This is a genomic window from Rubrimonas cliftonensis, assembly GCF_900107585.1.
GTDB classification, from domain to species: Bacteria; Pseudomonadota; Alphaproteobacteria; order Rhodobacterales; family Rhodobacteraceae; genus Rubrimonas; species Rubrimonas cliftonensis.
Map to the genome: position 1 here is coordinate 64,625 of NZ_FNQM01000012.1, position 13,351 is coordinate 77,975.

The window sequence follows — 13,351 nt, forward strand, 5'->3', positions numbered from 1 at the left end:
AGAGGATCCGAGGAATGTTGATGCGATCGGCGGCCGTCGCCGCGACCGCTCTGTGCGCCGCCTGCGCCAGCTCCGCGCCGCCCGCCCCGGCGCCCCGGCCCGCGGCCCCGGCCGCGGCGCCCGCGCCCGAGCAGAGGCCCATGACGGAGCAAGGGCTTGGCGCGGCTCAAGACTTCGGGCGCTGGCGCGAGGAGTTCGCCGCGCGCGCGACGGCGCAGGGCGTCGCGCCGTCGGTGGTGAGCTCGGCGCTTCGGGGCGTCGCGCCCGACCCGCGCGTGCTGGAGCTCGACGGCCGCCAGCCGGAGTTCACCCGGCCCATCTGGGACTACATCGACAGCGCCGTATCCGAGAGGCGGGTGGCCGACGGACGCCGCCTCGCCGCCGAGAAGGCCGCCGAGCTCGCCGAGATCGAGCGCCGCCACCGCGTCCCGCGCGAGATCGTGCTCGCGATCTGGGGCGGAGAGAGCGGCTATGGCGCGAACTACGGCGACATGTCGGTGATCCGGTCGCTCGCCACCCTGGCCTGGGAGGGGCGGCGGCGCGACTTCGGCGAGGAGCAGCTCCTCGCCGCGCTCCGCATCGTCGAGGCCGGGGACGTGACGCCGGCCGGCATGGTCGGCAGCTGGGCCGGGGCCATGGGCCACACCCAGTTCATCCCGACCTCCTACCTCGCCTACGCCGTCGACCATGACGGCGACGGCCGGCGCGACCTGTGGAGCGCCGACGCGCTGGACGCCCTCGCATCCACCGCCAACTACCTGTCGAGCTTCGGCTGGCGCTGGGGCGAGCCCTGGTTTGTCGAGGTCAGGCTGCCGGCGGGCGTCGACCCCGGCCTCGCCGACGGCGCCAAGCGCCCCGAGCCCTTCTGGCGCGGCCTCGGTCTCGCCCGGGCCGACGGGGCGCCACTGCATTCGGCCGGCGACGCCGAACTGCTGCTGCCGGCGGGCGCGCGCGGCCCAGCCTTCCTGACCTACCACAACTTCGACGTCATCAAGCGCTACAACAATGCGACTTCCTATGCGCTCGCCATCGGGCATCTGGCCGACCGCATCGCCGGCGGCGGCCCCTTCCTCGGCGACTGGCCGCGCGGCGACCGCCCGCTGTCGCGCAGCGAGAAGGAGGAGATGCAGCAGCGCCTCGCGGCGGCCGGCTTCGACCCGGGCGCGGCGGACGGCGTGGTGGGGCCTGACACCCGCACGGCGATCCGCGGCTGGCAACGGGCGCGCGGGCTTCCCGCCGACGGCTACGACAGCGCCGCCCTGCTGGAGGCGCTGCGGCGGGAGGCGCCGCGATGAGCCGCCGCGCCATGATCGGCGGCCTTGCGGCCCTCGCCGTCCTGCCGCTCGGCGCCCCGGCGACCGCGCAGCTCGGGGCGGCGCTGGGGCGGAGCGGCGCAGGCGGCGGCGACCGGCGCGCCGGCGTGGACGAGGCCCTGCGGCGCACCGTCACCCTGGTGCTGCGCGCCGAGGCCCGCGGCGCCAACCCGCTGCCGGACTTCATCACCGACCCCCAGCCGCTGGATGAGGAGTTGATGGCGCTGCTTGTCCCCGGCGGCAGGCTGTCGGCCGACTTTCCGGCGCAGCCGGTGCCGGAGCGCATCGACCGCCGTCTTCCCCACGCGAGGGGCGCCACCGTCTGGATCGCCGCCGGCACGGCGCTGGCGGAGATCGATCCGGTGCGGCTCAGGGTGCTGTCGGTGGCGCCGGACGTGCTGCCGCCGCAACTCTAGGCCCGGGACCGGCGCTTGGGCGGAATTCTGACCGCCCGGGGTTCGGTTCGGGAATCGAGGGCGGTCGCATGGGTCGCATCGTCAGCCCCTCCGCGTGCGCCGCCGCGGGGCGAGCCGCTCCGGCTGAAATGCGGCGCAGTCTCACCATCACCGTCTTGGTTCGCCCGTGGATCGGCGAGGGGGCGCGACGATGACCGGCGCTGCACGGCGCCGACATGGCGGGAACAGGGACGCCGCATGCCGGCTGCCGTCCACGCATGGCCGGGGTGATGCGCTGTCGCCGCCGAAACGCACGACCCATCGCCCCCCAGTCTCCCGAAGCCGGATGCCGCGCGCGTCTCCGAAGACTGCGTTGCGGGGCGAGGACGGCGCCTGCGACATGAACACCGCCGCGTCCCGCTGCAGCCCGCCGTCCGGCGCGGCCCTTCCGGGACCGCGTCCGCCACGCTGATCGGTCCGGCGGGCCTTCCCGCAAAGCGTCCTGCGCGGCGTGCGCGCGGCGTTGCATGGCGCATCGACAGCAAAGCGATCTGCCGAGGCAGTCGTTCATTGCCCAGGAGACGCGGGCCAGAAGACGCGGGCCAGAAGACGCGGGCCAAAAGACGCGGGCCAGGCGACGCGGGCGCCACCCGCTTCCTCCGGCCAACGCCGCGGCGTCGTGAAGGCGTCATGCAACGCGTTCAAGATCGCGGCGAGCAGGGAAGCGGCGGGCGCGGGGATGACCATAGACTGGACCGCGCTGAGCGACCCGGAAATCATCGCGCGGCTCGCCCTGCAACTCGTGCTGTTCGCCGCCTCGGCGACCTTCTCGATGTCGGAGACCTGTCTGTTCTCCTTGCGGGAGGCAGACCTGCGGCGGCTCGAGGACGCCGGCCGACCCGGCGGGCGCCGCCTTCGGGCGCTGCTTGACGAGCCGCGGCGGCTGATCGTCTCGATCCTGTGCGGCAACGAACTGATCAACATCCTCGCGACGATCAACCTCACCGGCGTGATGCTCGCGCTGTTCGGCAGCCCCGAGGCCGCCGGCCTCGTCAACACGCTCGTGATGCTGCCGGCTCTGCTGATCCTGTGCGAGATCACGCCCAAGACGGTCGCAGTCACGGCCCCGGTTCCCATCGCCACGCGGATCGTCGAGCCGGTGATGACCGTCTGGGTCCGCATCGTCGCGCCGCTGCGCTGGCTCGTGCGGCTCGCGTCGGACCGGATCACGACGGCGCTGATCGGCGAGAGCCGCGAGGAGCGCAACCTGCTCAGCACCGACGATTTCGAGGCGTTCCTGCGCGACGTGGAGGGCGAAGGCGCAGTCAGCGCCGGGGAGCGGCGCCTCATCGTCAACCTCATCGAGGCCGTCGACACGCCGATCACGCAGATCATGGTGCCGCGGCCGCAGGTCGCCTTCCTCAGCGCCGACCTCCCGCCGGCCGAAATGCTGGAGGCGTTCCGCCGGCTGCGCCATCGCCGCGTGCCGGTCTATCGGCGCACGCGGGACGCCATCGTCGGCTTCCTGCGCGAGGAGCGCGTCCTCGAAGCCTGCGCCGCCGCGGCGCCGGGCGTCCCGACGATCGAGGCGCTGCTGGCGCCCGCGAGCTTCGCGCCGACGACGCAGACGGTCGGCGAACTGGCGGAGACCTTCAAGAACGGCGACCATCACGCCGTGCTCGTGGTCAACGAGTTCGGCGGCGTCGACGGGCTGGTTTCCGCCGATGACGTGTTCGGCTACCTGACACGCGGTCAGGCGGTCTATCTGGAGGCGCATGCCGACATCGCCGAGCCGGCGCCGGGCGTGTTCCGTTGCGCGGGGCTCACGCCGATCGGGGCGCTGCGCCGCGCGACCGGCCTGCCGCTGGAAAGCGCCGACGCGGTGGCGACGGTGGGCGGACTGATCCTCGCGCTCATGCGGCGGCTGCCGAAGGTGGGGGAGACCGTCGCGGACGGCGGCGTGGCGTTCCGGGTGGAGGCGATGTCCGACCTGCTGGTGACCGACGTGCTGATCGCGCCGGAAGGGCATCCGGTGCTCGACGAGCCCGCTGCGCCGCCGGGGGAGGAGGCCGCGTGATGGACTCGGTGCTGACGACGCTGGCGCTGCTCGGCCTTCTCCTGCTGCTCAAGGGCTTCTTCTCCGGTTCCGAGATCGCCATGGTGAGCGCGGACCGGGTGCGGCTGCGCGTCCGCGCCGCCCGCGGCGCGACCGGCTCGAAGCTCGCCCTGCGGCTGATGGGCGACCCCGCCCGCGTCCTCACGACGACCCTGCTCGGCACCAATCTCAGCAGCGTCGCCCTCACGACGATCGGCACGCTGCTCATGGTCCGGCTGTTCGGCGGACAGGGCGAGCTGGTCGCCGTGCTGGTCCTCACGCCGGTCATGCTGATCCTCGGCGAGATCGTGCCGAAATCCGTCTATCAGCAGAAGGCCGACGCGCTGGCCCCCTATATCGCGCATCCGCTCTCATGGGTCCAGATCGCGCTGGCGCCGCTCGTCTGGCTGTTCTCGAGCCTGGCGCGGCTCGCGGCGCGGATGATCGGCGGCGCCGACGACCCGTCCTCGGCGGCGCGCAGCCAGGTCGTCGCCGTCGTCCAGATGGCCGAAAGCACAGCGGCGAACGCCGCTTTCGGCAGCGGTCAGGTGCGCAGGGTGCTGCGCTTCGCGCAGATGACCGCCGCAGAGGTCATGTGGCCGCTCTCGGAGATCCGCTCCGTCTCGCGCGAGGCCGGCATGGCGGAGATCGTCGCTGCGCGGCGCGCGAGCGGAGAGCGGCTGGTGCCGCTCTACGAGACCGCGCCGGCCAACGTGACCACGGTCGCCGTCATCGAGAGCTGGGATCTGCTGGACCCGGAGCTGGAGCGCAAGCCGGTGGACGAGCTGCTCGGCGCAGTGCGCTTCGTCCCGCACCTGCAGCGCGTCAACGAGATCATCGACATGCTCCACGGCGAACCCGCCGCGATCATCATCGTCGTCAACGAGACCGGCGCGGCGCTCGGCCTCATCACGCTGAACCTGCTGGTGCGACGGACCCTGGGCGCAGACGACGCGGCGCGCGCCGATCAGCCAGGGCCCGGCGCCGAACCGGGCGCGTCGGCGGCGGGCGCGCGGCGCTTCCCTGCGCGAACGCCGCTGGTCGAGGTGAACGAGGCGCTGGGCGTGGCGCTCGAGACGCTTCAGCACAGCAGCCTCGGCGGCTACGCGCTCGCGCGCTTCGGGCGCCTGACGCAGGCGGGCGAACATTTCGACGCCGAGGGCTGGCGCTTCACCGTGATCGAGGCGACCCCCCGAGCGATCCTCGAGATCGAGGCGCGGCGTCTGGACTGAAGGCGGAGAACCGCCCCCACCGGGGCGTTCATGGGCGCCTGACATCGCCAGCCTGACGCAGCGCAGGCCGCGCCGCGCGAGCTTGCGCAGAAGCCCGGTCCGGAACGGCTCGACATCGGAGCGGCCGATGTCCATGCCGAGCCCCCTTGGGGAGCGAGCCGAGGCGCGGAGGGCGTCGGCGTTGCGCGCTGCGTGTCTCGACGGGTCGCCTCCGTGTCGTCACGGAGGAGGCGACCCGTCGCCGGCGCGACAGTATGGCGCCCGTCCCGAAACGTCACCCGGCTCCCGGAGCGCTGGCGCGGCTCACTTCGCTGGCGCGCCCGAAGCTGTCGACCGCCGAGGCGGTGATCCTCGCCATCGTCGAACGGGGTCGTCTACCGCAGGGACATCGTCCAGGGGCCGGCATGCTGAGAGCCGCCGCCGGCCTCGCGGGCGCCGGAGCGAGCCGCGCGGCCCTTGCGACGCCCGGCATCCGCGCGGGTGGGTCTCGAGCAGCGCCGCATTACTGGAGGTATTTCGGGCGGATGAAGTTGCATGCAAGAACGAACTGGCGGTCGATCGAGCCAGTAGACCAATTTCCCGGCTCGGCCTCCCATCCCGGCTTCATCGGATCCTATGTCGACGACGACTTCGAGGTTCTCGGCCTCGGCGGCGGCGCCTATCCGACGATCGCGGGTGATCCGGCCAGGGGAGTGATCAGCGTTCTCGCCGACATCGACCCTGCGGAGCTGGCGAAGGCCGAGACGCGCTTCGACCGCACGATCTGCGTCGACGCCACGGCTCCGCTCCGGGAGTTCGTCCGGACTGTCGGCGAGGCGCGATACGACCTCATCCTGAGCCACATGTTCGTCGAACATGTGCGCGACCCAGTTGCGGTTCATCGCAATTGCCATGCGGCGCTGCCGCCCGGCGGACGGGCCATCCACGCCTATCCGATCAACAACAACCTCGCGATGGGCTTGAATTCGGTGTTGCCCGAGCGTGTGAGCCGCGAAATTCTCAAGATCGCGCAGCCGAATCGCGATCTGGCGGGCCGGGACGGCAAGTTCCCGGCCTATTACAAGCGGTGTCACAGCCCGTCCGCGCGCTCCAAGCGCTACTTTGAAGGGTTGGGCTTCGAAGTGGAGAGCCGCCATGTCTTCTCCGGGCATGGCTATTTCGCGCGCCTGCCGGTTCTGCGCGATCTCGAACGCCTCTCACGACGGGTCGTCGTGGCGCTCCAGCTCCCTCTGGTCACCTATGGGATCGTCGTGCTGCGCAAGCCGACTGATTGACAGCATTTCGGGCTTGGGGTGAGAATCCGTTCATCGGCTCGCCGCGGCGGCGCCCGCTGATGCAGGCTCCCCGGTTCGACGGGGGCGTGAATCAGCAGCCTTTTCTGGCTGACGGAGGCGTAGATGACGCGCCTCCGGCCGTTCCCTCCCAAGAGCTGCGGCAGACCTCGCCTCGCTGACCGGCGGGTGCTGAGCGGGGTCATCTTCATCAATCGCAACGGCTTGCGTTGGTGCGACGCGCCGCGCCGGTTCGCGGGATGTCGCATCCAACGCCGCCATCGCCGCGCAGCTGCACTGTCGCCATGTGCGGCGCGCATCCCGCCCCCGTGGGGGCGGGATGCGCCGCTCAGTGATCGGTCAACGGGGGTCGTTCTCAGAACAGGCCGTCGGCGAAGGCGATGTCGTCGAAGCCGTCGGCCCCTGCGACGATGATGGTGTCGCCGCTGTCCAGCGTCAGGATCACGCGCCCCGCCGCCTCGCGGCTGTCCGCCACGCTAAGGCCGTTCAGCGCGATGCTGTCGCCCTCGGCGCTGGAATAGTCCTGGATGCGGAACACCTGCCGCGCGCCGGGGTCGTCGTTGAACACGAAGATGTCGCCCGCGCCGCCGCCGGTCGCCACTTCCGAGCGCCCGCCGCCGGAAATGATGATCTCGGCGCGGTCGCCGCCGACGAAGCGCTCGCCCGGCGCGGTCTCGATCAGCAGTGGCGCGGCCTCCACGACGAACTGGCTGACGATCTGCGGCATCCGCGCCGCCACGCCCGCCGGGTCGGCCAGCAGCTCGGCCTCCGAATAGGGCTCGATGCCGTAGGTCGTGACGGTCAGCGCCTGCGTAGCGGCGTCGATGTCGAACTGCGTCCAGCCGAAGGTGTGGGCCGAGACGTAGTCGCCCTGCACGAGCCGCGCGTTGATCAGGCCGTCCGCCTGCGCGAGGTTGTCGTCCAGTCCCATCGGGTCGAAGCCCAGCGGGTCGAGCAGGATGTCGTTGATCGCCGCCTTCACGAAGTCGTCCTTGTCGTTGGGCAGGCTGTCGCCGTCGGGCGCGATCGGCAGGCTGTCGTAGAAGGCGCGCAGGGCGGGGTCGCCGGCGGTGATCAGGTTGCCGAGAAAGCTGCCCGTCGGCGCGTCGAACGCCACCGAACCGGTGGTGATCTCGAAGGCCGAGGTGGCGATCTGCGCGCCGAAAGGCTGTTCCTGATAGGTCAGGTTGTTGACGAAGGTCGCGTGCACGTCCGCCGCCACGAACACCACGTTCTCGATGGCGTTGTCGTTGATGAACTTCAGAATTTCAGTGCGCTCGGCGCTGTAGCCGTCCCAGGCGTCCATATTGATGCCCGGGAACAGGTTCTGCATCGGCTCGGGCGTGTTGACGAACTTCCAGGTCACGCCGCTCTCCTGCGCCGACAGCAGGTCGGCCTTCAGGTCGTCGAGCTGCGCCGCGCCCAGCATGGTGCGGCCCGGCGTGAAGCTGGCGGCGTAGGCGCCGCCCACCTGGGCGGGGTCGAAGGTGTTCGACGGTCCGGGCAGGGCGGCGTCGCGGAAGCTGCGCTGGTCCAGCACGATGAACTGCGCGTCGTCGCCGTATTGCTGGCTGCGATATAGCTGGCGCTCACCCGCCGTGCGCTCCTCGCCGGTGTCGCCGTAGAAGCGCTCTTCGATCGGATGGTATTCCTGCCAAGCCTGCAACCCGTTCTCGTAGAGCGTGCTGTCATTGACGAGCGCGGCGGGGTCGTCGCCGGGGAACGCCGCGAGGAACTCGGGCAGCGGGCTGGAGCCGATCGTCTGCCCACCCGCGAAGTCGTTGGTCACCTCGTGGTCGTCAATGGTGGCGAACACCGACGTGCTCTCGCGCACCTCCTCCCAGAAGTTCTCGCCGAAGCGCTCGCCGTAGACTTCCTGGTACTTGGCGCGGAAGTCCGACAGGCTTTCGGCCTGCGCCTTCTCCGTGCCGTCGGGGTTCAGCAGGCCCGGCGAGCCGATGTCGGCGTAGATCGTGTCGCCGTGCAGCAGCATGAAGGCGAGACCGGCGTCGGCGACGTTGGCCACCGCCGGGTAAGGCGCCAGTTCGCCGCGCCAGTCGCCGGTCACGCCGAAGCGCAGGCCGGCGTAGGCCCCGGCGGCGGCGGCGGTCTCGAACACGCCGCTCTCGCTCCAGCCCGATGCGTCGGTCGCGGCGTAGCTGTAGTCCGTGCCAGCGCTCAGCCCCGTCACGCTCACCCGCACCGGGATTTCGGGGTCGGAGACGTAGCCGGCGACGGTCGCCACCACGCCCGAGGCGTCGCGCACCTCGAAGGTGATCAGGCCGCGCGCCGTGCTCCGCGCCCAAAGCACCACGCTGCTGTCGGTCGCGTCGCCCGCCGCCACGCCCTCGGGCATCGTGTCGAGACCGAGGCTCGCCACCCGACCCGGGTCGCGCGGGTCGAAATCCGCCGCGATCGGCCCGGCGCCCACCGCGCCCAGCGCGTGCGACAGGTCGAAATACTTGAAGTTGGTGTCGAAGTTCTGCAGTTCGCGGTCCTCGGGGTCGGGGAACACGGACGCGGGGTCGTTGGAGCCGTCGTGCAGCACCATCAGCCCGCGCTCGAAGCCCGGCAGCGCGAAGGAGGCGATGTCGATGCCGTCGCTCTCCTCCACCGCGTCCACGCCGTTCGCCGCCGTGGTCGCGAACGACCCCTTCACCTCGTAGGTGCGGCGGTCGATCACGGTGAAGCTCGAGTCGCCCTGGCTGGAGACGATGATCGACCCCGCGCCGTTCGCGCCGTAGACGATCGAGACGCCCTCGAGATCGGGGACGAAGCTGTCGTTGTCGGCCACCAGCGCGAAGGCCGCGTCGCCCGTGGGCTCGGCGTTGAAGGCGTAGAGCCCCGCGGCCCCCTCGGTCGCGACATAGCCGATCCCGGTCTGCCGGTCGATCGCGACGCCTTCGGACTGCAGGTCCGCCGCGTCCAGCTCCTCGGGGTTGGGCAGGTCGAGGATGCGCACGATCTCCGCGTCGACCCCGGTCTCGCCCAGGGTCAGCTTCAGCTGCGCCAGCTGGCCGCCGTCGGCCTGGGTGACGAAGACATACTCCGATCCGTCGACCAGCGAGGTGTAGGTCGCCAGCCCGTAGGCCGTCGCCTCGCCGTCGTCGACGCCGAAGATGCTGGCGGGAACCGCGCCGGTCACGTTCGTCAGCGTCCCGTCGTCGGAAAGCGCGAAGATCGCCACCGTGTCCTGCTCGCGGTCCGATGCGACGACGATGTCCATGCCGCCGAGCCCGTAGACCAGATCGACGTTGTTGAAGCGCGTCGCCGCGTCCTCGACCCGGAACAGCTCGACGCCGTCAAGGTCATAGACCCGCAGGCCGCCCTCCTTCATCGCCGTCACCACGAGGCCCTCGCCCGAGGCGGTGCGGTAGATCGCGGGGTCGTCGCTGTCGGCGCCCTCAGTGGCGAGCACCTGGTCGACCGCCGCGCGGCCGGTGTCGGAGTTGTCGGTGAACAGCCCGTCAATCCCGAAGCCCAGCTCCTGGACATAGCGCGCGACGTCGGCCGGGTCGGGAATGTCGGCGTTGACCGCGTCGGCGAAGGTGTAGGGATGCACCAGCAGCCCCGCCGCCTGCGCCGCCTCGACCAGCCCGGTCGGCTCGCCGGCCCCGTCGCGCACGAGGCTCAGCGCCGGGCCGACGCCGCTGGCGTAGACCTCGGCCAGCGTCGCAAGGTTCTCCGGCGTGCGCAGCGCCGCGCTCGGCGTCGGGCCGTCGATGAACGGCAGGTCGGCGTAGAGCGACGGGTCGGCGCCCGGCGCTCCCGAGAAGTGGAAGAACTGGTCCACGGTCGGGAACGTCGGCGCGTTGAACAGCAGCTGCACCAGCGGCAGGTCGACGCCCGCCTCCGGCATGATGGTCTGCGCCAGCTCCAGCAGGTTGGCGATCTCGAAGCTCTGGATGAAGACGCGGTCGGGGTCGGTGAAGCCCTCCGCCACCAGCGTGTCGATCAGGATGCGGCTGGTGTCGATGTTGATCGGCGTCCCGTCGAGGAACGTCCCGGTGTGCTTGAGGAACGTCGGCTCCTTGGTCTCGGGGTAGATGCCGACGACGCGCCCGGTCTCGGCCTCGACTTCGCGCACCAGTGCGATCACCTCGGCGAGCGTAGGGATCTCGAACTGGCCGTCGAAGGCCGCCGAGCCGGGGCGGCGCTCCGGCTGGTCCTCGACGGCGCGCAGCGTCTTGATCTCCTCGAGCGTGAAATCCTCGGCGAACCAGCCGGTGACGCTCTGGATCGGGTTGATCTGCTTGGTGGTCAGCCGGTCGGCGAACTGCGCGAGTTCGGCCACGTCGGTCGAGGCGAACGTGATCACCGGGTCGCCGTTCTCGTCGCGGACGATCTCGCCCTCGGCGGTCTGCACCGTCGCCAGCCACGGCTCGTGGCGCGCGATCAGCACGCCGTCCTTCGTCGTCACCAGGTCGGGCTCGACGAAGTCGGCGCCCTGCTCGATGGCGAAGCGGTAGGCCTCCAGCGTGTGCTCGGGCCGGTCGGCGGAGCCGCCGCGATGCGCGATCACGATGGGCGCGTCGGCGGGGTCGGGGTAGCGCAGTTCGTCGGGCGTCTCCAGCACCGGCGCGATCAGCGGCGTCGCGCCCAGCTCCAGCGCGAAGGCGAGGAACTGCGTCTCCTGCGTGGCGGCGAAGTTGTTGTCCGACACCAGGATCAGCTGCTTGCGCCCGTCGGCGAGATCCGGCCCGAACGCCATGCCCTCGATGTTGTCGAGCGTGATGCCCAGTTCGCCAAGGTCGAGCAGCAGCGTCTTCTCCGCGATGGCGTCGACGTTCACTTCGAGTTCGCCGTCCTCGACCGCGCTCTCGAAGCTGTCGAAATCCTTCACGTCGGTAGCGCCCTGGGTGCGCACGGCGTAGAGCTTGATGGCGTTGCCGACGCCGGCGGAGAAGCTGCGCTCCATCGCGATCAGCGAGCCGTCATTGTCGATCGCCAGCAGCTCCACCAGCCCATTGGTGGCGAAGCCGCCCGGCGGGACGGTCTGCTCGGCGACCGGATCGACGATGTAGACGTATTCCGAGAGCGTCGCGCCGGTCGCCGCGTCGAGCCGCGAGATGCGCACCGCCGTGCCGTTGTCGACGGTGGCGAAGGGACTGTCCTGGATCAGGCCGTTCTCCGTCGCGACGTAGAGCGTCTCCCCGTCCGGCGTCACGGTCAGGCTTTCCCAACCGAGGTTGTTGATGACGCCAGTGGTCGCGCCGTCGCCGATGAACTTCGCCTCGGCCACGACCTCGGCGGTCTTGGCGCCGTCGATGTCGAAGCTCAGCAGGCGCGGCGTCAGGTCGTTCGCTGGGGCGAGGTTGCGCTCGGAGATCACGCGGAAGCCGCCGTCCACCAGCGCCACGCCCTCGGTGTCGGCGGCCGCCGCGATCGGCGCGCCGCCGTCGGTCAGCACGATCAGGTCGGTGAAGGTCACGTCGCCGTCGTTCAGCATCCCGTCGGCGCCGAACTCGATGGTCAGCTCGAAGATGCGCTGGTCGCCGAAGCCGCCGGTGTCGTCGGAAATGGCGTAGTAGACGCCGGCCTCGGCGTCGAAGGCGAGGCCCGAAAGCCCGCCGATCACCGCTCCGTCGAACAGGGTGCCGGTGGCGAAGCTCGCCTCGCCGATGAACTCGATGGCGCCGGGCGTCAGACGCGCGCCGAGGCCGGTCGGCGTCAGCGCGAGGTCGACCGCCACGAGCCGGTGGTCGGATGTCGGGAACGGGAAGGTCCCGGTCAGGTTCTCGAACGGCTCGCCGATCCCCGGCCAGAACACCTCGCCGCCCTGGTAGGCGAAACCGGCCTTCGACGGCAGGGCGTAGTCCACGCGGATGTTGGGCACCGAGAAGTCCGGCCCGAAATCGGCGGTGTCGAAGGCGGGGTTTCCTTCGTTCGTCAGGTTGAGCAGGCCCTGCGCCGCCGACTGGTCGACGCCGCCCTGACTGGACGGCGTGATGTCGGCGTCGGTGGTCGAGCCGAGGATGGCGTCGGTCGCGAAGAACTGGTTCGCCGCGCCCTCGAAGGCGTCGCCGTCGAACGGGTCGGCGTTGTAGTCGCCGACGATGACGAAGCGCGCGTCCGCCGCCAGCCCGCCGGCGTTCCCGGCGTCGTCATGGATGTAGTCGCCCTTGCCGGAGACGTAGTCGGTCCAGAAGCGGATCTCGTCGAAGTTGCGCTTGCCGTTGCGGTCCTCCGCGCCGTCGAACACCGGTGGGGTGGGGTGGGCGGCGAGGATGTGCACCGTCTCGCCGTCCACGATCACCGGCACGTCGACATGGTTCTTCGACGACAGCCGCAGGACGTCGATCTCCTCGGCGCTGTAGAAGCCGCCGTCGCCGGCCAGCGGCGTCCCGTTCTCCGTGTCGAACAGCAGCGCGCCGGGCATGTCCTTCCAGAGAAAATTCTGGAAGCTGCGCACGCCGGCCTCGTCGATCGGGAACTTCGAGAAGATCGCGAAGCCGAACTGGCCCTCGAAGAAGCCGAAGCCGAAGGCGTCGTCGGGGCCGCCCACGGTCCCGTCATTGTTGAGATCGAAGCCCGAGGCGACGCCGGTGTTGGAGGGCGCGACGTAGACGTAGGGGTAGTCGACCGGCGCGGCGCCGTTCTGCGCCACAGCGAGGTAGTTGTCGCGAAACAGGTCCGCCGCCACGCCGCCGGCGTCGTAGTCGAACTCGTTGATCAGCAGCACGTCCGGCGCCGCGCGCTGGATCGTCTCGGCGGCGTTGCGCGCCTGCTGGTTGTCGGGCGTCGACAGATCGTCGATCAGCTGACCCGCGTTGTTGCGGTTGAGCGACGCATTGAACGTCGCGACGCGAATCTGATCGATCATGGCTTGTTCCCCCGTTAGGCGACCTCTCAGGGAAGGTTAACAGCGAAGTGTGACGCGCCGCCGAAGCTTACCGCGCCAATGCGTGACGTTGGCGTGACGGCGCGAGGCGCGCCGAACCGCCGGCGCGTCGCTCCTCGCGAGCGCCGGCCCATGACGCCGGGCGACCGCGCCGGGCGGCGGCGCGCGGCGTATCGGCGCCAC

At 70.7% G+C, this 13,351-nt stretch carries 6 protein-coding genes and 1 pseudogene; 6 read left to right on the plus strand and 1 reads right to left on the minus strand.

The genetic code is table 11. The features are described 5' to 3' along the window. The first annotated feature begins 20 nt into the window (after positions 1 to 20). The 6 genes and pseudogenes from BLW43_RS16180 to BLW43_RS16205 all read left to right on the plus strand — a co-directional run. Positions 21 to 1,295, plus strand: coding sequence for a lytic murein transglycosylase (locus tag BLW43_RS16180; RefSeq protein WP_425441189.1), 1,275 nt, complete (start codon positions 21 to 23; stop codon positions 1,293 to 1,295). Next, on the plus strand, positions 1,292 to 1,729 hold the full coding sequence (locus tag BLW43_RS16185) for a hypothetical protein (protein ID WP_093255034.1): 438 nt from the start codon (positions 1,292 to 1,294) through the stop codon (positions 1,727 to 1,729). Before BLW43_RS16180 ends, BLW43_RS16185 begins: the two co-directional genes overlap by 4 nt. 718 nt (positions 1,730 to 2,447) lie before the next feature. Continuing rightward, positions 2,448 to 3,785 carry a hemolysin family protein gene (locus BLW43_RS16190; RefSeq protein WP_139284097.1) on the plus strand — a complete coding sequence of 446 codons (1,338 nt, stop codon included), beginning with the start codon at positions 2,448 to 2,450 and terminating at the stop codon, positions 3,783 to 3,785. After that, positions 3,785 to 5,035 carry a CNNM domain-containing protein gene (locus BLW43_RS16195; RefSeq protein ID WP_093255037.1) on the plus strand — a complete coding sequence of 417 codons (1,251 nt, stop codon included), beginning with the start codon at positions 3,785 to 3,787 and terminating at the stop codon, positions 5,033 to 5,035. Before BLW43_RS16190 ends, BLW43_RS16195 begins: the two co-directional genes overlap by 1 nt. A 254-nt stretch (positions 5,036 to 5,289) precedes the next feature. Beyond that, complete coding sequence (locus BLW43_RS16200) at positions 5,290 to 6,309, plus strand: class I SAM-dependent methyltransferase (RefSeq protein ID WP_093255039.1); 1,020 nt, start codon at positions 5,290 to 5,292, stop codon at positions 6,307 to 6,309. Between the two features lie 123 nt (positions 6,310 to 6,432). Further along, a pseudogene (locus tag BLW43_RS16205) lies at positions 6,433 to 6,561 on the plus strand (IS5/IS1182 family transposase); the annotation flags it as partial. A 121-nt stretch (positions 6,562 to 6,682) separates the two neighbouring features. Here BLW43_RS16205 and BLW43_RS16210 read toward each other — a convergent pair. Next, on the minus strand, positions 6,683 to 13,150 hold the full coding sequence (locus BLW43_RS16210) for a phytase (protein ID WP_093255040.1): 6,468 nt from the start codon (positions 13,148 to 13,150) through the stop codon (positions 6,683 to 6,685). Between the last annotated feature and the right edge of the window lie 201 nt (positions 13,151 to 13,351).